Raw genomic sequence first — 23,725 nt, 5'->3', positions numbered from 1 at the left:
AAAGGGGGAAGGAGCCCAGGCCACGCTGGCCTTCGGAAAAACGACAGAACCCGCACGCGGCGGGTTCTGTCTTGGGGATCACGCAATCAGGCCAAGCGGCTCAGGCCTGCAGCTGCACCACCTCAATACACGTCGTGCTGCGTGTTGTAGACGTTGAAGTGCCCGGTGGGGGTGATCAGGCGCGGGTCCTTGATGACCTTTTTCAGCTTGAGCGTCTTGTCGTCCACCACGACCAGGGCGCTTTCCTTGTCCTTGGCCGACCACACGGCAAACCACACCTCGTCGCCCGCCTTGTTGTACTCGGGCTGGGTGACGCGCTTGGCGCCGCCGTCGTTGGCCAAGCCGGCCCACTCGGCAATCGGCAGCGTCTGGTAGCCCTTGTCCAGGTTCTTGATGTCAAACACCACCACGGCCTGCGAGATCTTCGGATCGGGGTTCAGCGGCGCGTCCGACCACAAGTTGTTGGACTTGGGGTGCGTCTTGACGAACAGCGCGCCGCCGCCCGGGCCCTTGAGCTTGGCCACTTCCTTGAAGGCGTACTGGCCGTTCTTCTTGGGGTCGGTGCCGATCAGCGAGATGGTCTCGTCACCCAGGTGGCCCGTGGCCCACACCGGGCCGTACTTGGGGTGCGTGAAGTTGGCCCCGCGCCCCGGGTGCGGGATCTTGCCTACATCGATCAGGCCGGCCAGCTTGCTGTCCTTGGTGTCGATGGCGGCGATCTTGTTGCTGTTGTTGGCGGCGACCATGAAGTAGCGCTTGGATGCGTCCAGGCCGCCGTCATGCAGGAAGGGCGCCGAGCCGATCTCGGTCATCCGAACAGCGTCCAGGTTGGAGTAGTCCACCATCAGCGTCTTGCCCGTTTCCTTTACGTTCACGATGAACTCGGGCTTGTAGTGCGAGGCCAGGATCGAGGCCACGCGCGGCTCGGGGTGGTACTCCTGCGTGCCCACGACCATGCCGCGGGTGGAGACGATCTTCAGGGGCTCCAGCGTGTCGCCATTCATGATGGTGAACTGAGGCGGCCAGTACGAGCCGGCAATGGCCAGCTTGTCCTGGTAGCCCTTGAACTTGCTGGTCTCCACCGAGCGCGCCTCCAGGCCCACGCGGATCTCGGCCACGTTGTCAGGTTTCTCCATCCACAGGTCGATCATGTTGATCTTGGCGTCGCGCCCGATCACGAACAGGTAGCGTCCCGAGGCCGACATGCGCGAGATGTGCACCGCGTAGCCGGTCTTGACGATGTTGATGATCTCCTTGGTGTCGCCGTCGATCAGCGCCACCTCGCCCGTGTCGCGCAGCGTGGTCGAGAAGATGTTCTCCAGGTTGTAGCTGTTCATCTTCTTCTTCGGGCGCGCCTCGGGCGGCACGATCACCTTCCAGGTGTTCTTGGCATCCTGCAGGCTCCACTCGGGCGGTGTGGGAGGGTCTTGCTGGATGTAGCGCGCCATCAGGTCCACGGTCGCCTCGTCGAAGTCGCCCGAGGTCTGCCAGTTGGGCATGCCCGCGGGCGAGCCGTAAGCAATGAAGACCTTCAGGTAGTCCGTCCCCTTGGGCAGCGTCACGTCGGGTGTCAAAGGCTTGCCGGTGGCGCCCTTTCTCAATACACCGTGGCAGCCGGCGCAGCGCTCGAAGTAGATCTGGCGCGCGCGGTCAAATTCCGCCTGCGTCATCTTGGGCGCCTTGGGGTTGGAGCTTTGGTACATCGGCACGTCCGCCAGGGGCGAGGAGCCGGCCTGGTAGTTCAGCTCCGTCTTTGACACGTCCTTTTCGTGCTGTGCCATGGCGGCGAGCGCCAGGGTGGACAGTGCCAGGGCGGTGGCGCGCGCCAGCGTGCGGGTTTTCATGAGACAACTCCTTGTTGTGCGCCGCTGCCCTGTCTGCAAGAGAACGTGAAAGTGAGTCCGCTGCGGGCTGCGGCGTCCAAGACGCGGCGGACAACGGCTGCATGTTCCGTGGCGCCACAGCCGCGGAGCTTGAGGAAAATCAAAGCTTCACAGGAAATGCACTTTTATCCAACAGCGTGTTTTCCTCGACTGTCAAGCGGCCAATAATGGGCAGGACACATGGTTTTCCCTTGGACGTTGGAGCTGTTCATGACTTTGTCCCCCTCCGCCCCTGCCCCTGCCCGCGTGCATGCCTGCCTGGCCGTGGCGGTGGCCCTGGCCTGCCTGCAGATGGCGGCGCAGGCCCAGCAGCCGGCGCCCGGGGCCGGCGCCGCCGTGCAGGTGGCCGCCGGTGCCCCGGGCCAGCTGCCGGAAATGGTCGTCAGCGGCTCGCGCCACGAGCAGCTGGCCGACGAGCTGCCGCTGACCTACGACGTGATCGACGCGCGCGCCTTGGCCGACGGCCAGGCGCGCAACGTGCGCGAGGCGCTGCAGGAGCTGCCCAACACTTCGGTCAAGCTGCTGCCCTCGCGACTGAGCGTCACCGGCGTCACCTCGGCCACCGGGCGCGACGGCAATACCGGCATCAACATCCGCGGCCTGGGCGGCAACCGCGTGCTGCTCATGGTCGATGGCGTGCGCCTGCCGCGCAGCTACGCTTTCCGCACCACGGTGTTCGACCGCGAGTCGCTGTCGCTGGAGCTGCTCAAGCGCGTCGAGGTGGTGCGCGGCCCGGCCTCGGCCCTGTACGGTTCGGACGGCATGGCCGGCCTGGTGCACTTCATCACCCACGAGCCGGCGGACTTCCTGGTCGCCCGGGACGGGGAGCCCGCCAAGACCCTCGGCGGGCGCGTGTCCATGGGTTGGAGCGGCGACGACCGCGGCCGGCGCATCGCCGGCACGGTGGCCGGCCAGGCCAGCGAGAGCCTGCAGTGGATGCTCACCGCCAGCGCCCGGCGCGCGCGCGCACTGGACAACCGCGGCGACGTGGACACGCCCGACAGCCGCCGCACCCTCCCCAACCCGCAGCGCGACGGCGACGAAGCGGTGCTGGGCAAGATCGTGCTGGCGCCCCACGCGGGCCAGCGGCAAGTCTTCACCGTCGAGCACGTCCAGCGCGAGACCGACATCGAGCTGCTGTCGAGCCGCACGCCCCGGCCCTTCACCGGCACGCCGGCACAGGTCGCCGGCGCCATCACGGGCGAGTCGGCCTCGCGCGACATGCGGCGCGAGCGCCTGGCCTGGAGCGGGCGCTTCGACGTGGACTGGGCCGCGGCCGACCAGCTGCAGACCACGCTGGCCTGGCAAAAGTCCGACTCGCGCCAGGTGGGCACCAGCGTGCGCCAGGCCCTGCCGCTGCGCGTGCGCGACAACCGCTATGACGAGCGCACCTGGCAGGCCGGACTGCAGGCGGTCAAGACGCTGCGCGGCGACGCCTGGACGCATCAGCTCACCTACGGCGTGGACCACGTGCGCAGCCGCATCACCAACACCTACGATGGCCTGAACCCGGCGCCGCCCGAGGTCTTTCCGCTCAAGCGTTTTCCCGACACACGCGAGACCAGCAGCGCGCTGTACCTGCAGGACGAATCCGTGCTGGGCGACTGGAGCTTCACCCCCGGCGTACGCCTGGACCATTTCGCGCTCGATGTCACCAGCCAGGCGGGCTTTCACCCGCCGGCGCGCCAACCCGGGCAGTCGCTGTCGGGCTCGGCCGTCTCACCGAAATTCGGCGTGCTGTGGCGCGCCACGCGCGAGTGGAGCGTGTTCGGCCAGTACGCCACGGGCTTTCGCGCGCCCGAGGCCGGCCAGGTCAACGGCTACTTCGAGAACCTGGCCGAGCAGGTCGTCATCCTGCCCAACCCCGACCTCCAGCCCGAGAAAAGCCGCGGCGTGGAGCTGGGCGTGCGCGGGCGCCTCGACCGGCTGCGCCTGGACGCCTCGCTCTTCCACAACCAGTACTCCAACCTGATCATGGACGCGGCGCTGATCCGCGGCACCGGCAGCGCCGCCGACCCGCGCGTCTTCCAGGCCATCAACCTGGAGCGCGCGCGCATCTCGGGCTTCGAGGTCAAGGGCCAGTACGACTGGGGCCGCGTGGCGGGCGGGCGCCTGGCCACCTCGTTCGCCTATGGACAGGCACGCGGCACCAACCGCGACACCGGCCAGCCGCTCAACTCGGTGGACCCGGCGCAGCTGGCCCTGGGCCTGCAGTACGACACCGCCGCCTGGGGCCTGCAGCTGCAGGCACGCCACCACGCCGCCAAGCGCGCGCGCGACATCGACAGCGCCTCGGCCGTCAAGGCGCCCAACACCCAGTTCACCATCCCCTCGGCCACCGTGCTGGACGCCTCGGTGCAGTGGCGCGTGCGCAAGGACGTGCGCCTGAACCTGGGCCTGCGCAACCTGACGGATCGCAAGTACTGGCTGTGGTCGGACGTCTATGGCCTGGCAGCGTCGTCCACGACCAACGACGCGTGGACGCAGCCCGGGCGCAGCGCGCACGTGTCGCTGGTGATGGATTTCTGACGACAGGGGCAGGGCGCGGGCGCCTGCGGCCGGTTTCGGCCGCGCGGGCGCCGCAGCTTTCAGCGCGGCACCAGCAGTCGCGTGATGTCCCGGTCGTTGGGCAGCGCGTAGTCGTGCCCGCGGATGATGCGACTGTCCTCGGTGCGCACCAGTTTGAGGCTCACGTAGGTGTAACTGGCCGCCGGCGAGAAGGTGCCCACCAGCACCATGGAGGCACTGTGGTGGCGCGCGATGTCGCGGATTTCGCGCGACAGCAGCAGCTCGCCCGCGCCCTCCTTGACGAAGACCTCGCCGCGCAGCTTGATCTCCTTGACGTCGAAGCCCGCCATGGCCATGGCGTTGGCGTACTGCTCCGACAGGGTGCGTCCCAGCGGCGCCGACATGCCCAGGTCGTTGATGTTGACCACGGTGGCCACCAGCACCGGCCCGGGCCCGGTGACGGTGGTGTCCAGGCCCGAGAGCAGGCGCGCGATGGCCTCGCGGCTGCTGTGCAGCAGCGGTGCACGCGCGGCGCTCTCGTAGGTGGGCTCCAGGCGCATGGGCGCCTGGGGCGGCGGCTGGACACAGCCGGCCAGCAGCAGGGCGGCGCCAAATGCGGCGGCCAGGGCGGGGAGGCGGCAGGGCATGCTCATTGCGACACCACCCTCATGGGCACGGCGCGGTACTGGGGCGCCGGGTGCAGGAACAGCGAGGCATCTGCGTTCTCCAGGTAGTACACGCCGCTGGCGCGCGTCAGGTACTGCCCGCCGCGCGAGACCGTCGTGGTCAGGATCACCTCCGACAGTTCGGGCGCGCTGCGGTGATGCACCAGCTGCGTGTGGTAGGTCAGCTCCAGCGGTGCGCCCGCGGCCTGCTGCACGATGGCGCCCTGCTGCACCAGCGCGGTGATGAGGAAGTCGCGCCAGGCCAGGTCGAAGGCGCTGGGCTGCGGCGCGAAGGACACGTGTACCGGCACCTCCTGCCCGTAGCCGATCTGCTGCAGCGTGCTGCGGGTCTGCGCCGCCACCTCGCGCGACAGCAGCTCCCAGTGGCCCGCCGAGCGCGTTCCGCGTTGCAGGGTCGTCTCGAAGCCCGTGAGCAGGGGCACCGGCGCGCTGGCGCAGCCTGCCAGCACGAGCGCGGCGCAGGCCGCGACGGCGCCACGCACGCGGCCCGGTGGTTTGGATGGGGACATGGGACAGCTCCTGGAGAAGGGCGAACGCCCGGGATGCCGGGCGGGGTGCTTGCGAACCATTTTGGAGGCGGACTGCGGCAAAAACAAGCAGCGCGCAGCGCGCCCCGCACGGGCGGCGTTCAGCCCGCCGCGCGCTTTTGCAGGATCTCGAACGCCGGCAGCTCCCTGCCCTCCAGCACTTCGAGAAAGGCGCCGCCGCCGGTGGAGATGTAGCCCACCTTGTCCTCGATGCCGAACTTGGCGATCGCCGCCAGCGTGTCGCCGCCGCCGGCGATGCTGAAGGCGCCCGATGCGGCGATCGCCTGGGCGATGGCGCGCGTGCCGCCGGCGAACTGGTCCCATTCAAACACGCCCACCGGGCCGTTCCAGACGATGGTGCCGGCCGCCTCGAGCTGCCTGGCCAGGCGCTGCGCCGTCTCGGGGCCGATGTCCAGGATCAGGTCGTCGTCCTGCACGTCCGCGGCGCGCTTGACCGTGGCCTGGGCGTCGGCGGCAAAGGCCTTGGCTACCATCACGTCGGTCGGGATCGGCACTTCGGCGCCGCGCGCGGCCATGGCGTCGATCACGGCGCGGGCCTCGCCCACCAGGTCGGGCTCGGCCAGGCTCTTGCCGATGGGCAGGCCGGCGGCCAGCATGAAGGTGTTGGCGATGCCGCCGCCCACGACCAGCCCGTCCACGTTCTTCGCCAGGCTCTGCAGGATGGTCAGCTTGGTGCTGACCTTGGAGCCGGCGACGATGGCCACCAGCGGGCGTTTCGGCTGCGCCAGCGCCTGGGTGAGTGCGTCGATCTCAGCGGCCAGCAGCGGGCCGGCGCAGGCGACTGGCGCGTACTCGGCGATGCCGTAGGTCGTGCCCTCGGCGCGGTGCGCGGTGCCGAAGGCGTCGTTCACGTAGATGTCGCACAGCGCGGCCATCTTTTTCGCCAGCACCGGGTCGTTCTTCTTCTCGCCCGGGTTGACGCGGCAGTTCTCCAGCAGCACGACCTGGCCGGGTTGCACCTGCACGCCGTCCACCCAGTCGGCCACCAGCGGCACTTCGCGGCCCAGCAGCTCGGCCAAGCGCTCGGCCACGGGCGCCAGCGAGTCCTCGGGGCGCAGCTGGCCTTCCTTGGGCCGGCCCAGGTGGCTGGTGACCATGACGGCGGCGCCCGCGTCCAGCGCCATGCGGATGCAGGGCACGGAGGCGCGGATGCGCGTGTCCTCGGTGATGCGGCCGGCATCGTCCTGCGGCACGTTCAGGTCGGCGCGGATGAACACGCGCTGGCCGCGCGCCCGGCCCTGGGCGCAAAGATCGGAGAAGCGAAGAATGTGCATGGTCTGTGGCGGGAGGCTGCGAAGGGGAAGGTCTGCGGGGGAGAAGGGCGCCCTGCCCGGGCGCTCGCCACGGCAGGGCCTGGCGCGCGATTGTAGGGACGCGCGCCGGCCGCTTCCGCCTACCAGCCGAGCCCGATGTGCAGCGGCAGGTACACCGCCATGCCCAGCGCGATGGTGCCCAGGATGCTGCGGCGCCAGAAGTAGTAGCCCCCCGCGCAAAGCACGGCGGGCAGGCGGGCATCGGCCAGGGTGTGGATCAGCGCGCCGCCGCTCATGAAGATCTCGGGTGCGATGACGCCGGCCAGCGCCGCCAGAGGCGCATACTTCAGGCCGCGGCGCAGCCAGTCGGGCATGGGCAGCTCACGCTCGGGGATCATGAAAAAGGCGCGCGTGATGAGCGTGATCACCGCCAGGCCGACGATGGCGGCGATGGGCAGCAGCCACGAGCCGTTCATGCGCCGTCCCCCGCGGCGGGCGCGCGCCGCGCGCGCGCCAGGCTGCGCTCGGCCGCCTCCATGCCCAGGCCCGCCGCCACGGCGGCGGCGATGGCCACCAGGATGTTGAGCTTGAGGGGCAGGGCGAAGGTGGCGATGGCCGCCGTGCTGGCCACCGCCGTGGCCAGCCAGCTGGCGCGGTCGGCCAGCATGGACAGCAGGATGCCCAGCAGCGCCAGCACCCCGGCAAAGCCCAGGCCCCAGGACAGCGGAATGGCGTTGGCCGCCAGGATGCCAATGATGGACGGCACCTGCCAGGCCAGCCAGTTGGCCGCCGCCGCGCCCCAGAAGTAGGGCACCTGTTCGGGCGCGGGCTCGGGCCGGGCGAAGCGCTTCATGAAGGCCACGAAGATCACGTCGCCGCTGAAGTAGCCCAGCCACAGGCGGTGCCTGCGCGGCAGGTGGGCGAAATAGCTGCGCCACATACTGCTGAAGATGACGAAGCGCAGATTCACGCAGGCCGCCGTCAGCCACACCACCCACAGCGGCGCGTCCGCAGCCAGCAGCGGCAGCACCGCCAGCTGCGCGCTGCCGGCATAGACCAGCAGCGACATGAAGATGGCCAGCCCCACCGGCATGCCGGTCTTGACCATGGCCACCCCGGTGACCAGACCCCAGGCGGCGATGCCCAGGCAGGTGGCCAGCATGTCGCGCGCGCCCAGGCGCGCCCAGGGGTCGGCCAGCCAGGAGCGCAGCGCCACGCGCGTCATCGGGCCGCGCCGCTCAGCACCCTGCCCGGCGCCAGCGTGAAGCCGCGCACAAAATCGCGCGCCGCCAGGCGCTTGCCGCCGGCGCGCTGCAGCTCGGTCAGGCGCAGCACGGCACCGTCGCCGCAGGCCACGCCCACGCCCGCGTCGTTTGCATAAAGAATCTGGCCCGGGGCGGCGCCAGTGCTGGAGGTGGTGCTATCCATTTCGCAGGCCCAGACCTTGATGGCGTCGCCCTCCAGCCCGGTGCTGGCGCCAGGAAACGGATCGAACGCGCGCACGCGCCGGGCGATCTGCCGGGCGCCGTCCCGCCAGTCGATGGCGCCCTCGGCCTTGTCGATCTTGTGCGCGTAGGTCACGCCCTCCCCGGGCTGGGGCGTGGGCACGAGCTGTCCGGCGGCGCCTTGGCGCACGGCCTGCACGATGAGCTGCCCGCCCAGGTCGGCCAGGCGGTCGTGCAGCGCGGCCGTGGTGTCGCCGGGGGCGATGGGCAGGGCCTGGCGCAGCAGCATGTCGCCGGTGTCCAGGCCGGCGTCCATCTGCATGATGGTCACGCCCGTCTCGGCGTCGCCCGCCTCGATGGCGCGGTGGATGGGCGCGGCGCCGCGCCAGCGCGGCAGCAGGCTGGCGTGGATGTTCAGGCAGCCCAGGCGCGGCGCGTCCAGCACCCACTGCGGCAGGATCAGACCGTAGGCGGCCACCACCATGGCGTCGGCGTGCGCCTGCTGCAGCGCCTTGCGTGCGGCGGCCGCGTCTTCGGGATATTTGCCGTCCAGGCGCAGGCTGCGCGGCTGGGCCACGGCAATGCCGTGCTGCAGGGCCAGCTGCTTGACGGGCGAGGCCTGCAGCTTCATGCCGCGCCCGGCCGGGCGGTCGGGCTGGGTCAGCACCAGGGGCACGTCGAAGCCGGCGGCCAGCAGCGCCTGCAGCGCCACGCGCGCGAACTCGGGCGTGCCGGCGAAGACCAGGCGCAGGGGCGCGGCCGGCGCTGTCATGCGCGCTCGGCCTGCTGCTGCTTTTGCTGCTTGAGCAGCCGGGTCTTGATGCGTCCGCGCTTGAGCGGCGAGAGGTATTCGACGAACACCTTGCCCATGAGGTGGTCCATCTCGTGCTGGATGCACACGGCCAGCAGATCTTCGGCCTCGATGGTCTGCTCCTGCCCCTGGGCGTCGAGCGCACGCACGCGCACGGCCAGGGAGCGCTCCACGCCATCGTAGATGCCGGGGACGGACAGGCAGCCTTCCTCGCCAACGCGGGTCTCCTCGCTGGCCCAGGTGATCTCGGGGTTGATCAGCACCAGGGGCTCGTTGCGCTCCTCGGACACATCGATCACCACGATGCGCTCGTGCACGTCCACCTGCGTGGCCGCCAGGCCGATGCCCTTGGCGTCGTACATGGTGGCGAACATGTCGGCCAGCAGTGCGCGTACGCGGTCATCGACGGCGGCCACGGGGCGGGCCACCTTGTGCAGGCGCGGGTCGGGATAGCAAAGGATGGGAAGAATGGCCATGGCTGCGTGTCGTAGAAGCCGCGATTTTCGCCACTTTCAGGCGCCAGCGCCGTGCTGCACCGCAATAATCGTTGTCCGGTCAAGGGCTTGCCCACACAATCGACCCGCTGCGCGGCAGCCGGCAAGGAGGTTTCTTTCCCATGCAGGACGAGCATCATCCCTCGGGCGCACCCTGCGCCGGTGGCAGCCGGCCGCGCAGGTCTGCGGCGCGGGCGGCCACGCTGGCGCTGGCCGTGGCCACCGCTGCGGCCGGCCTGCAGACCGACGGGGCGTGGGGCCAGCCGGTCACCGCCGGCCAGCGCGCCACGGCGCAGGCGGTGGCCGAGCGCGGCGTGCCCCTGGCCGAGCTCGCGCCCGGCGCGCCCGCCACCTACACGGTGCGCCCGGGCGACACGCTGTGGGACATCGCCGGCCTCTACCTGCGCCGCCCCTGGCGCTGGCCCGAGCTGTGGGGCATGAACCTGCAGGCGGTGGCCAACCCGCATCGCATTTTTCCAGGCCAGACGCTCTACCTGGAGCACGCGGGCGAGCGCGCCTGGCTGCGCGCCGGCCCGGCCCGCGACGACGGCGGACTGCCGACCGTGCGCCTGTCGCCGCACGTGCGCAGCGAAAACCTGCCGTCCGAGGCGCTGCCCACGCTCAAACCGCACCTGATCGAACCCTTCCTGGCCGAGCCGCTGGTGGTCGATGACCAGACCCTGGAGCAGGCGCCGCGCCTGATTGCCGCACGCGACGGACGGGCCATTCTGGGCGGCGGCGACCACGGTTACGTGCGCGGCGCGCCGGGCCACCCGGTCGAGTTGCCGGCTGGCGCGGCGCGCGAATACCGCGTGTTCCGCGACGCTGTGCCCCTCATCGACCCGGTGACGCGGCAGGTGCTGGGCTACGAGGCCCGGTACGTCGGCCAGGCGACGCTGCTGCGCGGCGAGGAGCCGGCGCCGCAGGCGGCGGGCCAGGCGCCCTGGTTGCCGGCCACGGTGCAGATCGGTCGCATCCGCCAGGAAGTGCGCGTGGGCGACCGGCTGCTGCCCGCGCCTGAGCGCAGCTTCGCCCACTACGCGCCGCATGCGCCGCAACAGGCGGTGGCGGCGGCCGTGGTCTCGCTCTACGGAGGCGACACGGCGCGCCTGGCAGCGCAAGGCAGTGTGATCGCCATCAACCGCGGCGCCGACGACGGCATGCAGCCCGGCCATGTGCTGCAGCTGCTCGCCCCGGGGCGCAGCATCGTGGACCGCACCGATCCCGGGCGCGCCACAGTGCAGCTGCCGAGCGAGCCCAACGGCCTGGCCATGGTATTTCGCACCTTCGAGCGCGTCTCCTACGCGCTGGTCCTCAGCGCACAGCAGCCGGTGCGGGTGGGCGACCCCCTGGTCAACCCCTGACTGACATGGAACGCGACGAACTCGCCGCCTGGCTGCGGCTCGCGCACACCCCGGGCGTGGGGCGCACCAGCGCCCGGCGCCTGCTGGCCGCCTTCGGCCTGCCGCAGAGCGTCTTCGAGCAGAGCCAGGCGCAGTGGCGCGACTGCGTGGGAGCCGGGCCGGCGCGCGCCCTGGCAGACGGCGCGACCCAGCAGGAGGAGTTGTTGCAGGCGACGTGGGAATGGCTGCGCGAGGACAGCGGCGCCGGCGCGGCGCGTGCCCTCGTGACCCTGGGCGACGCGGCCTACCCGCCGGCGCTGCTGGCTACCGAAGACCCACCCCTGCTGCTGTACCTGATGGGCGTGCCGCAGCTGCTGCAAGGCGGGCGGCCGCTGGCGCCCGAGCGCTGCCTGGCCGTGGTGGGCAGCCGCAACCCCACGGCGCAGGGGACCGAGCACGCCTGGCAGTTCGCCCGCGCGCTGCGCGCGGCCGGGTTGTGCATCGTCTCGGGCCTGGCGCGCGGCGTCGACGCCGCAGCGCACGAAGGGGCGCTGGCCGAAGCACCGCACGCGGACGGCCTGGCGGCCACCATCGCCGTGGTCGGCACCGGGCTGGACCGCGTCTATCCGCGCACGCACCGCGAGCTGGCGCACCGCATCGCGCGCGCCGGCCTGCTGGTGAGCGAATACCCGCTGGGCACGCCGCCGCTGCCGGCCAACTTTCCGCGCCGCAACCGCATCATCTCCGGCCTGTCGCTGGGCACCCTGGTGGTGGAGGCGGCGCTCGCCTCGGGCTCGCTGGTCACGGCGCGGTTGGCCGCCGAGCAGGGGCGCGAGGTTTTCGCCATCCCGGGCTCGATCCACGCGCCGCAGTCGCGCGGCTGCCATGCCCTGATCCGCCAGGGCGCCAAGCTGGTCGAGTCGGCGCAGGACGTGCTTGAAGAGCTGCAGCTGCCCGGGTCGGCCCTGCCGGCTGCCGCACCTTGTGCTCCCGAGGGCCCGGCTGCCGCCCCGCCGCTCCCGGCCCGGGCCGGGGAGGTGTTGCGGGCGCTGGGCTTCGATCCCCTCGGGCTGGATGCGCTTGTGGCCCGCACCGGGCTGGACGCGGCCGCGCTGCAGGCGTGCCTGCTGGAGCTGGAGCTCGACGGCCACGTGGCGCGGCTGGCCGGCGGACTGTTCCAGCGACTGGGGCGGGGCTGAAAAATGCCAGACTCCGGCGCGGCGTGGCTTCAGCGCCCCACGCCGGGCCGCGACGCCCAGGCGCCCGCTGCCAGGCCCACGGCGAACAAGGCATAGACCACGCCCAGCGAGCGACGCGAGAGGTGGTGCTCGAACCCCGGCGTGAGCCGCTCGGGCGTGCACCGCACGTCCACCACGCAGGCCACCGCGCCCGTCACCGCCGCTTCAGTGGCAAGGCCCGCCGGGCTGCGGCCCCAGGCATGGCGCTGCATGACCGCAGCGTGCAGCGCCGCCCACCACACCGAAGCCCCAGGGCGTGCGAGTTTCCTGGCGATCCTGACGCGGCCAGGGGAAGTCCGCCGACGCAGCCATCAGACGTGCCTCCCTAGCGTGCCTGGCATGAAGATCCCGGTGATGGGTGCTACCGACGCCATTGGCCGCGCCCTGATCGCCGCGCTGGCGCAGCGGGGCGTCCGCGTCGTGCCGCCCGCCGGTGGAGGGCTGCAGGCCGATTTTTCCGATCCGCCCTCGCGGCAGTGGTGGGTGCGCCAGCTGGCCAACGTCGACGTGGTCGTCAACGCCGCGGGCATCATCCGCGAGCGCGGCGCCAATCGTTTCGAGGCCGTGCACACCGACGGGCCGATCGAGCTTTTTCACGGTTGCGCCATGGCGGGCGTGAAGCACGTGGTGCAGCTCTCGGCCCTGGGCGCCGACGCGCAGGCGGCCACGCCCTTTCACTGCAGCAAGAAGGTGGCCGACGACGCGTTGCGCACCCTGGGCCTGCCCGCCACCATCGTGCAGCCATCCCTGGTCCATGGCCCCGGCATCGAAAGCGCGGGCCTGTTCGACCGGCTGGCCCTGCTGCCCTGGGTGGCGCTGCCGGAAGGCGGTGTGTCGCAGGTACAGCCGGTAGCCCTGCAGGACGTGATCGACGGCTTGGTGGCTCTTGCCCTCGGCCCACCCGAGGGCACGCGCACGCTGGCCTTCGTGGGCCCGCAGCCCCTGGCGCTGCGCCAGCACCTGCTGGTGCTGCGCCGACGGCTGGGCGTGCGCACGCCCCAGCGGGTGCTGCCGGTGCCCGCAGCGCTGGCGCTGGCCGGCGCGCGCGTCTTCGAGCGGCTGCCGGACAGCCCGTTCACCGCCGACGCATGTGGCCATGCTGCTGCGCGGCAACACTGCGCCCGTGGAGCCCTTCGCCCGGCTGCTCGGGCGCATGCCGCGCTCGCTCGCCGATCCGGTCGCCGAAGGCAGCACCGAAGCGCGCTGGCGTCGCCAGGACGCTCTGCTGGGCCTGTGGCTGACGCCGCTGCGCGCAGTGGTGGCCCTGCTGTGGGTCTGGACCGGCCTGATGTCCCTGGGCCTGTACCCGGCGGCGGACAGCCTGGCGCTGCTGGCCAGCGTGGGCGTGACCGGCACGCTGGCGTGGTGGTCGCTCTACGGTGCCGCCGCGCTCGACCTGGCGCTGGGGCTGGCGGTGGCAGGCACGCGGGGCCGCACACGGCGCTGGGTCTGGGCCGGCCAGCTCGCGACCATGGCCGGCTACACGCTGATCCTGAGCGCAAGCGTGCCCCAGTGGTGGCTGCACCCCTTCGGCCCCTGTCCAAAAACCTGCCCCTGGCCGCGCTCATCGGCCTGCTGTGGGCCGATAGATTTTGGCAGCCCAACACAAAAGACCCATAAATTTCTCAACTTATGGGTCTTTTTTCTCAGCTTATGCGTCTACCTACACTGTAGGTCACACGTCGATGTTCCCAGCCCTGAGCGCATTGGTTTCGATAAAGTCGCGCCGCGGCTCGACCTCGTCGCCCATGAGCATGGTGAAGACGCGGTCGGCCTCGATGGCGTCGTCGATCTGCACGCGCAGCAGGCGCCGCACCTCCGGGTCCATGGTGGTCTCCCACAGCTGCTCGGGGTTCATCTCGCCCAGCCCCTTGTAGCGCTGGCGCGCGGTGGTGCGCTCGGCCTCGCGGATCAGCCACTGCATGGCCTGGCGGAAATCGCCCACCTTCTCCTCGCGCTGGCGCTCGCCCTCGCCGCGCGTGGCGCGCGCGCCCTCCTGGATCAGGCCGCGGAAGCTCTCGGCGGCCTCGGCCAGGGCGGCGTAGTCGGCGCCGGCGACGAAGTCCTGCGTGATCAGGCTGCTTTTCACGTTGCCGTGGTGGTGGCGGCTGATGCGCAGCACCGGCTTGTCGCTGCGCGTGTCGAACTCGCCCGCCACCTCGGCCGGCACGCCGGCGCTGCCGCGTTCGCGCAACCAGGCCTGCAGGCGCGCGGCGCTGGCCTCGGCCTGCTCGACCGTGTCCAGCTCGATGGCCACGCCATCGGCGATGGCGCGCAGCGCCTCCTGGTCCATGAAGGCCGACAGGCGCTCGATGATGTGCTCGGCACGCTGGTGCAGCTGCGCAAGCCCCGCCAGCTCGTCGCCGGCGATGACGCGGCTGCCGGCCTCGCCCGCGGTGTGCACGGCCGCGTCCTTGAGCGCCACGCGCAGCAGGAACTGGTCCAGCGCCGCGGCGTCCTTGAGGTACAGCTCTTCCTTGCCGTTCTTGACCTTGTACAGCGGCGGCTGGGCGATGTAGATGTGGCCGCGCTCGACCAGCTCGGGCATCTGGCGGTAGAAGAAGGTCAGCAGCAGCGTGCGGATGTGGGCGCCGTCCACGTCCGCGTCGGTCATGATGATGATGCGGTGGTAGCGCAGCCGGGCGACGTCGAAGTCGTCGGCGCCGCTCTTGCCCTTGCCGCTGAAGTCATCCTCGTTGGTCTTGCCGATGCCGGTGCCTAAAGCGGTGATCAGCGTGATGATCTCCTGGCTGGAGAGGAGCTTTTCATAGCGCGCCTTCTCCACGTTCAGGATCTTGCCGCGCAGCGGCAGGATGGCCTGGAACTTGCGGTCGCGCCCCTGCTTGGCAGAGCCGCCGGCGGAGTCGCCCTCGACGATGTAGATCTCGCACAGCGCCGGGTCTTTCTCCTGGCAGTCGGCCAGCTTGCCGGGCAGGCCCATGCCGTCCAGCACGCCCTTCCTGCGCGTCATCTCGCGCGCCTTGCGCGCGGCCTCGCGGGCACGGGCCGCCTCGACAATCTTGCCGCACAGGATCTTGGCGTCCTGGGGCTTTTCCTCCAGGTACTCCGCCAGCAGCTTGCCGACGATGTCCTCGACCGGCGCGCGCACTTCGCTCGAGACCAGCTTGTCCTTGGTCTGGCTGCTGAACTTGGGCTCGGGCACTTTCACCGACAGCACGGCGCACAGGCCCTCGCGCATGTCGTCGCCCGTGACCTCGACCTTGGCCTTCTTGGCCAGCTCGTTCTGCTCGATGTACTTGCCGATCACCCGCGTCATGGCCGCGCGCAGGCCGGTCAGGTGCGTGCCGCCGTCGCGCTGCGGGATGTTGTTGGTGAAGCAGAGGACCTGCTCGTTGTAGCCGTCGTTCCACTGCATGGCCACCTCGACGCCGATCTCGGTGCCGGGGATGCCGCCGTAGGTCTCGGCCGGGCGGCTGCCGGTGGCGTGGAAGGGCGTGGGGTGCAGCACCTTCTTGGTGCCGTTGATGAACTCGACAAAGCCCTTCACGCCGCCCGCGCCCGAGAAGTCATCCTCCTTGCCGGTGCGCTCGTCCATCAGGCGGATGCGCACGCCATTGTTCAGGAAGGACAGCTCGCGCAGGCGCTTGGCCAGGATCTCGTAGTGGAAGTCGCTGTTTTCCTTGAAGATTTCGGTGTCGGGCAGAAAACGCACCTCAGTGCCGCGCTTTTCGGTGGGCCCGACGACGCGCATGGGCGAGACCTCAGCGCCATCGACCTCTTCGATCAGGCGGTTCTGCACCGCGCCGCGCGAGAAGTCGAGCTGGTGCGTCTGGCCGTCGCGGCGCACCGTCAGGCGCAGCGTCTTCGAGAGGGCATTCACGCACGACACGCCCACGCCGTGCAGGCCACCCGAGACCTTGTAGCTGTTCTGGTTGAACTTGCCGCCGGCGTGCAGCTCGGTCAGCGCGATCTCGGCGGCCGAGCGCTTGGGCTCGTGCTTGTCGTCCATCTTCACCCCGGTCGGGATGCCGCGGCCATTGTCCAGCACCGAGATCGAGTTGTCCGAGTGGATGGTCACCAGGATGTCGTCGCAGTGCCCGGCCAGCGCCTCGTCGATGGAGTTGTCCACCACCTCGAAGACCAGATGGTGCAGGCCCGTGCCGTCGCTGGTGTCGCCGATGTACATGCCCGGGCGTTTTCTCACCGCCTCCAGGCCCTCCAGGATCTGGATGGCGCCTTCGCCATAGCCCTCGCTGGGTGCGGCGATCGCCGTCGGGGGCGTCTCGTCGGCGCCGAACAGGGGCTCGTCGGGTGCGCTGTGCGTTTGCTCTGCGGTCATGAAAGGGCGGCCTTCTGGAATCAAACAGGCTGCCAGCCCGCCTGGGGGCTGGGCTGACAGCTATCAAAAATGGTGTTGCGCTTCAGATGCGCATGGGCATCACGACGTACTTGAAGCGGTCGTCGTCGGGGATGGTGACGAGCGCCGAACTGTTGCCGTCCTGCAGGTCGATCTTCACCATGTCCTGGCCCATGTTGGCGAGCACGTCGATCAGGTAGGTGACGTTGAAGCCGATCTCGATGGTGTCGCCGCCGTAGTCGATGTCGAGCTCGTCGATGGCTTCCTCCTGCTCGGCGTTGTTGCTGGCCACGCGCAGCGAGCCCGGCTCGATGTTCAGGCGCACGCCCTTGAACTTGTCGCTGGTCATGATGGCCGTGCGCTGCAGGCTGGCCAGCAGCGGCGCGCGCCCCAGCGTCACGCTGTTGTGGTGGTTGCGCGGAATGACGCGGTTGTAGTCGGGGAACTTGCCTTCGACCAGCTTCGTGACGAACTCCATGCCGCCGAAGCCAAAGCGCGCCTGGTTGCCGGCAAAGCGCATCTCGATGTTGCCGTCGCCGTCCGAGAGCAGGCGCTGCAGCTCCAGCACCGTCTTGCGCGGCAGGATGACCTCCTGCTTGGGCACCTCGACCTCCAACTGGCTGCTGGCGAACGCCAGGCGGTGCCCGTCGGTGGCGACCAGGCTCAGGGTGTTGCCCTCGGCGACGAACAGGATGCCGTTCAGGTAGTAGCGGATGTCCTGCACCGCCATGGCGAACGAGACCTGCTGCATCAGGCCCTTGAGCACCTTCTGCGGCACGCTGAAGGCTGGGCCGAAGTTGGCCGCCTCCTGCACCAGGGGGAAGTCATCGGCCGGCAGGCTGGTGAGCGTGAAGCGGCTCTTGCCGCCCTTGAGGATCAGCTTGTTCTGGCTCGACTCCAGGCTCACGGTCTGGTCGGCCGGCATGGTCTTCAGGATGTCAATCAGCTTGCGCGCGCCTACGGTGGTGGCGAAGTCGCCGGCGTCGCCCCCCAGCTCGGCGGTGGTGCGGATCTGGATCTCCAGGTCGCTGGTGGTGAACTGCAGGGCATTGCCGGTCTTGCGGATCAGCACGTTGGCCAGGATGGGCAGGGTGTGGCGGCGCTCGACGATGCCGGACACCGCCTGCAGGACGGCCAGAACCTCGTTTTGGGAAGCCTTCAGGACATTCATGTCATCAACCTTGGAGGGGATGGTGTGGTGCTGCGTGGGCCCGGCCTCGGCTGGCCGGACAACGCGCCATTTTGCCTTTGAACCATGGCCCGCCAGCGCATGGCGGATCAGCCCTTGAGGGTCTGCTCGAGCACGTGCAGCTGCTGGTTGAGCTCGGTGAGCTGCTGGCGCTCGGCGCCGATCTTGCGCACCGCGTGCAGCACCGTGGTGTGGTCGCGCCCGCCAAAGAGTTCGCCGATCTCGGGCAGGCTTTTTTGCGTGAGTTCCTTGGCCAGGTACATGGCGATCTGGCGCGGTCGGGCAATGCTGGCCGGGCGCTTCTTGCTGTACATGTCGGCGACCTTGATCTTGTAGTAGTCGGCCACCGTCTTCTGGATGTTCTCGACGCTGATCTGGCGGTTCTGGATCGAGAGCAGGTCGCGCAGGGCTTCCCGCGCCAGCTGGATCGACACTTCCTTCTGGTTGAAGCGCGAGTACGCCAGGATCTTGCGCAGCGCCCCTTCGAGCTCGCGCACGTTGGAGCGCACGTTCTTGGCGACGAAGAACGCCACCTCCTCGGGCATGCCGGCGCCCTCGACCTGGGCCTTGTTGATCAGGATCGCCACGCGCATCTCCAGCTCGGGCGGCTCAATCGCCACGGTCAGGCCCGAGTCGAAGCGCGAGACCAGGCGCTCGTGGATGTTGGCCAGGCCCTTCGGGTAGGTGTCCGACGTCATCACGATGTGGCTCTTCTTGGCCAGCAGCGCCTCGAAGGCGTTGAAGAACTCCTCCTGCGTGCGGTCCTTGTTGGCGAAGAACTGCACGTCGTCGATCAGCAGCAGATCCAGCGAGTGGTAGCGCGCCTTGAAATCGTCGAAGGTGCGCCTTTGGTACGACTTGACCACATCCGAGACGAACTGCTCGGCGTGGATGTAGAGAACTTTGGCGTCCGCGCGGTCCTGCAGCAGCCGGTTGCCCACCGCGTGCACCAGGTGGGTCTTGCCCAGGCCCACGCCGCCGTAGATGAACAGCGGGTTGTACAGGTGCCCGGGCGAGCCCGCCACGTGCATGGCGGCCGAGCGCGCCATGCGGTTGGCCGTGCCCTCGACCAGGGTCTCGAAGGTGAGCGCCGGGTTGAGCCGGGAGCGGAACCCCCCGCCCATGGCGTCGTCGGCCGCCAGCGGCGCGGGCGCCGCCTCGCTGGACAGGGCGGGTGCGGGGGCGCTCGGGCGCACGTGCGTGCGCACCACCGCTTCCCTCTGGGCAAGGGCCAGTTCCAGCGTCACGGGCTGGCCGTAGAGCTCCTCGAGCAGCGCGGCGATGCGGCCGGCATATTGCGAGCGGATCCAGTCGAGCTTGAAGCGGTTGGCCACCAGCAGGGTGACCTTGGAAAAATCGGGCGAGACCTGTGCTGCCAGCGGCTTGATCCAGGTGTTGAACTGCTGCTCGGGCAGCTCCTGGGCGAGCTGCTCGGCGCAGGCCTGCCACAGGCCCAGACCGGCGCTGGCGTCATCGAAGGGGTCGGGGGAGGACAGGGGTTCCTCGGACATTGAAGTGGTTGTAGTTGTGGATAGGAGGAACGTCGCGCAGCCGGCAATTCTAGCTTGTCAATAGGTTATCCACAAGGCGGGACGGGCTCTGTAGAGGGCCTTGCCCGCTGCGGGGCATTGCCAGGGCGGCGCGGGGCTGCAATAATTGCGGGTTTCCCTGAGATGCGCTTGGGGCCACTGAACCCTTCACGGACCGAGAACCATCATGAAACGTACCTACCAGCCTTCCAAGACGCGTCGCGCCCGCACCCACGGTTTCCTGGTGCGCATGAAGACGCGCGGCGGCCGCGCCGTCATCAACGCCCGCCGCGCCAAGGGCCGCAAGCGCCTGGCCGTCTGAGGCCACAGGCTGCACGCGTCGGTTGCCCGGCCTGGGCGTGCGGCAGCGTCGTCATGCACCGGCTCAAGACCCGTCCCCAGTTCCAGGCGGTATTGGCGGGCGGCACGGTCGCGCGCACCGCGCACTTTGCGCTGCACCGCCTGATGCTGAACGCTGACGCGCCGCTCGAGGCGCCGTCCGGCGGAGATGCCGGCGCGCCGCAGCCCCCGCTCCACCCCCTGTTCCTGCTGCCTGCCGGCACGGCCGCCGCGCCCTGGCTGGGTGCCATGGTGCCCAAGCGCTGGGCGCGCCGCGCCGTCACGCGCAACGCCATCAAGCGCCAGATCCGGGCCGTCGCGCACGAGCACGGCGCACGCCTGCCGGTGCAGGCCGCCCACGTGGTGCGCCTGCGCGCCACCTTCGACCGCGGCCAGTTCGTCAGCGCCAGCTCCGAGGCGCTCAAGCGCGCCGTGCGCGCCGAGCTCGAGCAGCTGTTCGCGCGTGCCACGCGCCAGCGCGAGGCGCCCGCCCCATGATGCGCCGCCTGCTGATCGCCCTGGTGCGCGGCTACCGGCTGCTGCTCAGCCCCTGGCTGGGCGCGTCCTGCCGGTTCGAGCCGACCTGCTCGCTCTACGCCATCGGCGCGCTCGAGCAGCACGGCGCGGCCGCCGGCAGCTACCTCACGCTGCGCCGCCTGGCGCGCTGCCATCCGTGGTGCCCGGGCGGGCACGACCCCGTGCCCGGGCAGGCGCCGCGCGCCTTCGGGCTGCTGTCGCGGCTCGTCGCCCCGTCCACTTCCTCCTCTTTGGACAAGACCTCTCCATGAACGACATCCGCCGCACCATCCTGTGGGTGATCTTTGGCTTTTCCATGGTGTTGCTGTGGGACAAGTGGCAGATCCACAACGGCAAACAGGCCACCTTCTTCCCCAGCCCGCCAGCGCAGACCGAGGCCGTCGCAGGCCCGGCGCCCGCCCAGCCGGCTGCGACCAGCCCCTCCAGCGTGCCGGTGGCCAGCGGCGGCGCCGCCCAGCCGCCCACAGGCGCCGCCGAGGCACCGGCCCCGGCCGCCGCCCCGCGCGAGCGCGTCACCATCACCACCGACGTGCTGCGCCTGGCGTTCGACAGCGAAGGCGGCTCGCTGGTGCATGGCGAGCTGCTGCGCTACCCCGAGTCGCAGGACGCGGGCCAGCCCTTCGTGCTGCTCGACGAGAGCGCGCGCCGCGTCTATGTGGCGCAGACCGGCCTGATCGGCGGCAGCTTTCCCACGCACAAGACGCCCATGACGGCCGTGCCCGGCCCGCGCACGCTGGCCGAGGGCAGCGAGGCGCTGGAGCTGCGCTTCGAGTCGCCCGACCTGGGCGGCGTGAAGCTGGTCAAGACCTGGACTGTCAAGCGCGGCGCTTATGACATCGGCGTGCGCCACGAGGTGGTCAACACCGGCAGCACGCCGGTCTCGCCGCAGCTGTACCTGCAGCTGGTGCGCGATGGCAACAAGCCGCCGGGTGAATCGACCTTCTACTCCACCTTCACCGGCCCGGCCGTCTATACCGAGGCCAAGAAGTACCACAAGGTCGATTTCAAGGACATCGAGAACGGCAAGGCCGACATCGACAAGAGCAGCACCAACGGCTATGTCGCCATGGTGCAGCACTACTTCGCCACGGCCTGGCTGCTGGCCGAGGGCGTGCAGCGCGACCTGTTCGTGCGCAAGGTGGACGCCAACCTGTACTCGGTCGGCATGATCACGCCGCTGGGCGAGATCGCCCCCGGCCAGGCCAAGGCCCTGGAGGCGCGCCTGTTCGCCGGCCCGCAGATCGAGACGCTGCTGGAAAAGCTTGCCCCCGGCCTGGAACTCGTCAAGGACTACGGCTGGCTGACCATCCTGGCCAAGCCCCTGTACTGGCTGCTCGACCAGCTGCACAAGGTGATCGCCAACTGGGGCTGGTCCATCGTCGCGCTGGTGGTGCTGCTGAAGGTGGCGTTCTACTGGCTCAACGCCAAGGCCTACTCCAGCATGGCCAAGATGAAGGCCATCAACCCGCGCATCCAGGAGATGCGCGAGCGTCTCAAGGACAAGCCCCAGCAGATGCAGCAGGAGATGATGCGCATCTACCGCGAGGAAAAAGTGAACCCCATGGGCGGCTGCCTGCCCATCATGGTGCAGATCCCCGTGTTCATTGCGCTGTACTGGGTGCTGCTGTCGAGCGTGGAGATGCGCGGCGCGCCCTGGATCGGCTGGATCCATGACCTGTCCTCGCCCGACCCGTTCTTCATCCTGCCGGTGCTGATGGCGCTGTCGTCGCTCCTGCAGACGGCGCTCAACCCCGCCCCGCCCGACCCCATGCAGGCCAAGATGATGTGGATCATGCCGCTGGTCTTCAGCGTGATGTTCTTCTTCTTCCCCGCCGGCCTGGTGCTGTACTGGCTCACCAACAACCTGCTGTCGATCGCCCAGCAGTGGATCATCAACCGCCGCATGGGCGTGCCGCCGCAGTTCAACCTGCCCAAGTTCCGCTGAAGGTGCGGGCGCCCCGGCAGCGGGGCACCGCCCACCGAGGAAAACCCCGACGACGGCCGCACCCAGCGGCCGTCGTCGTTTTGGTTAGGATGCGCCACCACAACCACGATGCCTGCAAGGAGACAGATCCCCATGACGGTGCAACGCAAGACCTTCCGCCTGGCCCTGCTGGCCGGCGCTGCCGCCCTGGCTTTCGGCGCGGCCAACGCCGCCACGCTGCGCTGGGCCGGTGCCAACGACATCCTGACGGTGGACCCGCACGCGCAGAACCACCAGACCACGCACGCCTTCCTGCAGCAGGTGTACGAGAGCCTGGTGCGCTACGACGACAAGTTCCAGATCGAGCCGGCGCTGGCCACCAAGTGGGAGCAGATCAGCCCCACGCAGGTGCGCTTCACGCTGCGCAAGGGCGTGAAGTTCCACGACGGCTCGCCCTTTACCGCCGACGACGTGGTGTTCTCCATCACCCGCGCCGCCACACCGCCGTCCAACATGATGAGCGCCGTGCAGGGTGTCAAGGAAGCCAAAAAAGTGGACGACCACACGGTGGACTTGATCCTTAAGGGCCCCAACCCCATCCTGCTGCGCGAGCTGACCGAGGCGCGCATCATGAACAAGGCCTGGGCCGAGAAGAACAACTCGGTCAAGTCGCAGGACTACGGCGGCAAGGAAGAAAACTACGCCTCGCGCAACGCCAACGGCACCGGGCCCTTCAAGCTGGTCGGCTGGCAGCCCGACGTCAAGGTCACGCTCAAGAAGAACCCCGACTGGTGGGACAAGCCGCGCGGCAACATCGACGAGGTCGTTTTCACGCCCATCAAGTCGGCGGCCACGCGCACGGCAGCGCTGGTCTCCGGCCAGGTGGACTTCGTGCCCGACCCCCCGCCGCAAGACCTGGCGCGCATGAAGAACACGCCCGACCTGCGGCTGATCGAGGGCGCCGAGAACCGCACCATCTACCTGGGCCTGGACCAGTTCCGCGACGAGCTGCCGGGCGCCGGCACGCCGGGCAAGAACCCGCTCAAGGACAAGCGCGTGCGCCAGGCGCTGTACCAGGCCATCGACTCGGCGGGCCTGCACAAGAACACCATGCGTGGCCTGTCCGTGCCCGCCGGCGTCATGGTCGCGCCCTCGGTGCATGGCTGGACCAAGCAGCTCGACGAGCGCGCTGCCAGGTACGACGTGGAGGGCGCCAAGAAACTGCTGGCCGACGCGGGCTACCCCAACGGCTTCTCGATCAAGCTCGAGTGCCCCAATGACCGCTACGTCAACGACGAGGCCATCTGCCAGGCCGTCACCGCCATGTGGACGCGCATCGGCGTCAAGACCCAGCTGTCGGCCGCGCCCATGGCGCAGTTCGTCACGCGGGTGATGAACAACGACGTCAACGCCTTCCTGTTCGGCTGGGGCGTGGCGACGTTCGACTCGCTCTACACGCTCGACTCGCTCATGTCCACCAAGCAGGGCAAGACGGCGGCCGGCGTCTATAACGGCGGGCGCTTCTCCGACCCCAAGCTCGACGAGATGATCGGCCAGATCAAGGTGGAGATGGACCAGGCCCGGCGCGACCAGCTGATCCACGACGCGCTGCAGCTGGTCAAGGACGAGTACTACTACCTGCCGCTGCACCACCAGATCCGCCCCTGGGCCATGCGCAAG

Annotated in this window: 20 protein-coding genes and 2 pseudogenes; 10 read left to right on the top strand and 12 right to left on the bottom strand. The window is 69.7% G+C overall.

The window, feature by feature from the left end; all coding sequences use genetic code 11:
* Window positions 1-122 precede the first annotated feature (122 nt).
* Entirely contained in the window at window positions 123-1,844 is a 1,722-nt protein-coding gene (locus RT051_RS03055) for a cytochrome D1 domain-containing protein (RefSeq protein WP_313071444.1), read from the bottom strand.
* 249 nt (window positions 1,845-2,093) lie between these two features.
* Between RT051_RS03055 and RT051_RS03050 the strand changes: the two genes are divergently transcribed.
* Window positions 2,094-4,412: a TonB-dependent hemoglobin/transferrin/lactoferrin family receptor gene (locus RT051_RS03050; protein ID WP_313071440.1), complete on the top strand. Its 2,319-nt coding sequence runs from the start codon at window positions 2,094-2,096 to the stop codon at window positions 4,410-4,412.
* Window positions 4,413-4,471: 59 nt separating this feature from the next.
* On the opposite strand, the gene RT051_RS03045 is transcribed toward RT051_RS03050, so the two are convergent.
* The 7 genes from RT051_RS03045 to def form a co-directional block, all read right to left on the bottom strand.
* On the bottom strand, window positions 4,472-5,038 hold the full coding sequence (locus tag RT051_RS03045; RefSeq protein ID WP_313071436.1) for a FlgO family outer membrane protein: 567 nt from the start codon (window positions 5,036-5,038) through the stop codon (window positions 4,472-4,474).
* 2 nt (window positions 5,039-5,040) lie between these two features.
* Window positions 5,041-5,586, bottom strand: coding sequence for a hypothetical protein (locus RT051_RS03040; protein ID WP_313071432.1), 546 nt, complete (start codon window positions 5,584-5,586; stop codon window positions 5,041-5,043).
* A 119-nt stretch (window positions 5,587-5,705) separates the two neighbouring features.
* The gene (locus tag RT051_RS03035; RefSeq protein WP_313071427.1) at window positions 5,706-6,899 is read right to left on the bottom strand and encodes a phosphoglycerate kinase; all 1,194 of its coding nucleotides are present in this window, start codon (window positions 6,897-6,899) and stop codon (window positions 5,706-5,708) included.
* A 119-nt stretch (window positions 6,900-7,018) separates the two neighbouring features.
* Complete coding sequence (locus RT051_RS03030) at window positions 7,019-7,354, bottom strand: AzlD domain-containing protein (RefSeq protein WP_313071423.1); 336 nt, start codon at window positions 7,352-7,354, stop codon at window positions 7,019-7,021.
* Window positions 7,351-8,103: an AzlC family ABC transporter permease gene (locus RT051_RS03025; protein WP_313071419.1), complete on the bottom strand. Its 753-nt coding sequence runs from the start codon at window positions 8,101-8,103 to the stop codon at window positions 7,351-7,353. The genes RT051_RS03030 and RT051_RS03025 overlap by 4 nt, the downstream gene beginning before the upstream one ends.
* A complete protein-coding gene (fmt, locus tag RT051_RS03020) occupies window positions 8,100-9,074 on the bottom strand; it encodes a methionyl-tRNA formyltransferase (protein WP_313071572.1) in 975 nt (324 codons plus the stop codon). The genes RT051_RS03025 and fmt overlap by 4 nt, the downstream gene beginning before the upstream one ends.
* A gap of 17 nt (window positions 9,075-9,091) precedes the next feature.
* On the bottom strand, window positions 9,092-9,610 hold the full coding sequence (def, locus tag RT051_RS03015; protein WP_313071415.1) for a peptide deformylase: 519 nt from the start codon (window positions 9,608-9,610) through the stop codon (window positions 9,092-9,094).
* A 140-nt stretch (window positions 9,611-9,750) separates the two neighbouring features.
* Between def and RT051_RS03010 the strand changes: the two genes are divergently transcribed.
* The gene (locus tag RT051_RS03010) at window positions 9,751-10,992 is read left to right on the top strand and encodes a LysM domain-containing protein (RefSeq protein WP_313071412.1); all 1,242 of its coding nucleotides are present in this window, start codon (window positions 9,751-9,753) and stop codon (window positions 10,990-10,992) included.
* Window positions 10,993-10,997: 5 nt separating this feature from the next.
* Entirely contained in the window at window positions 10,998-12,170 is a 1,173-nt protein-coding gene (gene dprA, locus RT051_RS03005) for a DNA-processing protein DprA (RefSeq protein ID WP_313071409.1), read from the top strand.
* 29 nt (window positions 12,171-12,199) lie between these two features.
* Here the strand turns inward: dprA and RT051_RS03000 are convergent, their stop codons facing one another.
* The gene (locus RT051_RS03000; RefSeq protein WP_313071581.1) at window positions 12,200-12,421 is read right to left on the bottom strand and encodes a hypothetical protein; all 222 of its coding nucleotides are present in this window, start codon (window positions 12,419-12,421) and stop codon (window positions 12,200-12,202) included.
* Between RT051_RS03000 and RT051_RS14675 the strand changes: the two are divergent.
* Both RT051_RS14675 and RT051_RS14670 read left to right on the top strand, forming a co-directional pair.
* Window positions 12,420-12,962: pseudogene (locus tag RT051_RS14675) on the top strand (NAD-dependent epimerase/dehydratase family protein); the annotation flags it as partial. The gene RT051_RS03000 and the pseudogene RT051_RS14675 overlap by 2 nt on opposite strands.
* Before the next feature lie 343 nt (window positions 12,963-13,305).
* A pseudogene (locus RT051_RS14670) lies at window positions 13,306-13,704 on the top strand (DoxX-like family protein); the annotation flags it as partial.
* Between the two features lie 180 nt (window positions 13,705-13,884).
* Here the strand turns inward: RT051_RS14670 and gyrB are convergent.
* The 3 genes from gyrB to dnaA all read right to left on the bottom strand — a co-directional run bounded on the left by gyrB (window position 13,885) and on the right by dnaA (window position 19,227).
* Window positions 13,885-16,509, bottom strand: a complete 2,625-nt coding sequence (gene gyrB, locus RT051_RS02990) for a DNA topoisomerase (ATP-hydrolyzing) subunit B (protein ID WP_313071403.1) — start codon at window positions 16,507-16,509, stop codon at window positions 13,885-13,887.
* Window positions 16,510-16,591: 82 nt separating this feature from the next.
* A complete protein-coding gene (gene dnaN, locus RT051_RS02985) occupies window positions 16,592-17,698 on the bottom strand; it encodes a DNA polymerase III subunit beta (RefSeq protein ID WP_313071399.1) in 1,107 nt (368 codons plus the stop codon).
* 107 nt (window positions 17,699-17,805) lie between these two features.
* Window positions 17,806-19,227, bottom strand: coding sequence for a chromosomal replication initiator protein DnaA (gene dnaA / locus RT051_RS02980; protein WP_313071395.1), 1,422 nt, complete (start codon window positions 19,225-19,227; stop codon window positions 17,806-17,808).
* A gap of 205 nt (window positions 19,228-19,432) precedes the next feature.
* Between dnaA and rpmH the strand changes: the two genes are divergently transcribed.
* The 5 genes from rpmH to RT051_RS02955 all read left to right on the top strand — a co-directional run.
* On the top strand, window positions 19,433-19,567 hold the full coding sequence (gene rpmH, locus RT051_RS02975; RefSeq protein WP_005798102.1) for a 50S ribosomal protein L34: 135 nt from the start codon (window positions 19,433-19,435) through the stop codon (window positions 19,565-19,567).
* A 53-nt stretch (window positions 19,568-19,620) separates the two neighbouring features.
* The gene (rnpA, locus tag RT051_RS02970; RefSeq protein ID WP_313071389.1) at window positions 19,621-20,082 is read left to right on the top strand and encodes a ribonuclease P protein component; all 462 of its coding nucleotides are present in this window, start codon (window positions 19,621-19,623) and stop codon (window positions 20,080-20,082) included.
* On the top strand, window positions 20,079-20,372 hold the full coding sequence (gene yidD, locus RT051_RS02965; protein WP_313071384.1) for a membrane protein insertion efficiency factor YidD: 294 nt from the start codon (window positions 20,079-20,081) through the stop codon (window positions 20,370-20,372). Before rnpA ends, yidD begins: the two co-directional genes overlap by 4 nt.
* On the top strand, window positions 20,369-22,066 hold the full coding sequence (gene yidC, locus RT051_RS02960; protein ID WP_313071382.1) for a membrane protein insertase YidC: 1,698 nt from the start codon (window positions 20,369-20,371) through the stop codon (window positions 22,064-22,066). Before yidD ends, yidC begins: the two co-directional genes overlap by 4 nt.
* A 132-nt stretch (window positions 22,067-22,198) precedes the next feature.
* A partial coding sequence (locus RT051_RS02955) for an ABC transporter substrate-binding protein (protein WP_313071380.1) occupies window positions 22,199-23,725 on the top strand: 1,527 nt, incomplete at its 3' end.

Source organism: Melaminivora sp. (genome assembly GCF_032059615.1).
In the GTDB taxonomy this organism is placed as follows: domain Bacteria; phylum Pseudomonadota; class Gammaproteobacteria; order Burkholderiales; family Burkholderiaceae_C; genus Melaminivora.
This window is presented reverse-complemented; position numbering and strand designations above follow the sequence as displayed.

Excerpts from the sequence above, each read along its gene's own strand:
- RT051_RS03000 (WP_313071581.1), bottom strand. The coding sequence starts at position 12,421 with ATGCAGCGCCATGCCTGGGGCCGCAGCCCGGCGGGCCTTGCCACTGAA.
- yidD (WP_313071384.1), top strand. The coding sequence starts at position 20,079 with ATGATGCGCCGCCTGCTGATCGCCCTGGTGCGCGGCTACCGGCTGCTG.
- rnpA (WP_313071389.1), top strand. The coding sequence starts at position 19,621 with ATGCACCGGCTCAAGACCCGTCCCCAGTTCCAGGCGGTATTGGCGGGC.
- rpmH (WP_005798102.1), top strand. The coding sequence starts at position 19,433 with ATGAAACGTACCTACCAGCCTTCCAAGACGCGTCGCGCCCGCACCCAC.
- RT051_RS03040 (WP_313071432.1), bottom strand. The coding sequence starts at position 5,586 with ATGTCCCCATCCAAACCACCGGGCCGCGTGCGTGGCGCCGTCGCGGCC.
- def (WP_313071415.1), bottom strand. The coding sequence starts at position 9,610 with ATGGCCATTCTTCCCATCCTTTGCTATCCCGACCCGCGCCTGCACAAG.
- dprA (WP_313071409.1), top strand. The coding sequence starts at position 10,998 with ATGGAACGCGACGAACTCGCCGCCTGGCTGCGGCTCGCGCACACCCCG.
- yidC (WP_313071382.1), top strand. The coding sequence starts at position 20,369 with ATGAACGACATCCGCCGCACCATCCTGTGGGTGATCTTTGGCTTTTCC.
- dnaN (WP_313071399.1), bottom strand. The coding sequence starts at position 17,698 with ATGAATGTCCTGAAGGCTTCCCAAAACGAGGTTCTGGCCGTCCTGCAG.
- gyrB (WP_313071403.1), bottom strand. The coding sequence starts at position 16,509 with ATGACCGCAGAGCAAACGCACAGCGCACCCGACGAGCCCCTGTTCGGC.
- RT051_RS03030 (WP_313071423.1), bottom strand. The coding sequence starts at position 7,354 with ATGAACGGCTCGTGGCTGCTGCCCATCGCCGCCATCGTCGGCCTGGCG.
- RT051_RS03025 (WP_313071419.1), bottom strand. The coding sequence starts at position 8,103 with ATGACGCGCGTGGCGCTGCGCTCCTGGCTGGCCGACCCCTGGGCGCGC.
- RT051_RS03055 (WP_313071444.1), bottom strand. The coding sequence starts at position 1,844 with ATGAAAACCCGCACGCTGGCGCGCGCCACCGCCCTGGCACTGTCCACC.
- RT051_RS03010 (WP_313071412.1), top strand. The coding sequence starts at position 9,751 with ATGCAGGACGAGCATCATCCCTCGGGCGCACCCTGCGCCGGTGGCAGC.
- dnaA (WP_313071395.1), bottom strand. The coding sequence starts at position 19,227 with ATGTCCGAGGAACCCCTGTCCTCCCCCGACCCCTTCGATGACGCCAGC.
- RT051_RS03035 (WP_313071427.1), bottom strand. The coding sequence starts at position 6,899 with ATGCACATTCTTCGCTTCTCCGATCTTTGCGCCCAGGGCCGGGCGCGC.
- RT051_RS03050 (WP_313071440.1), top strand. The coding sequence starts at position 2,094 with ATGACTTTGTCCCCCTCCGCCCCTGCCCCTGCCCGCGTGCATGCCTGC.
- RT051_RS03045 (WP_313071436.1), bottom strand. The coding sequence starts at position 5,038 with ATGCCCTGCCGCCTCCCCGCCCTGGCCGCCGCATTTGGCGCCGCCCTG.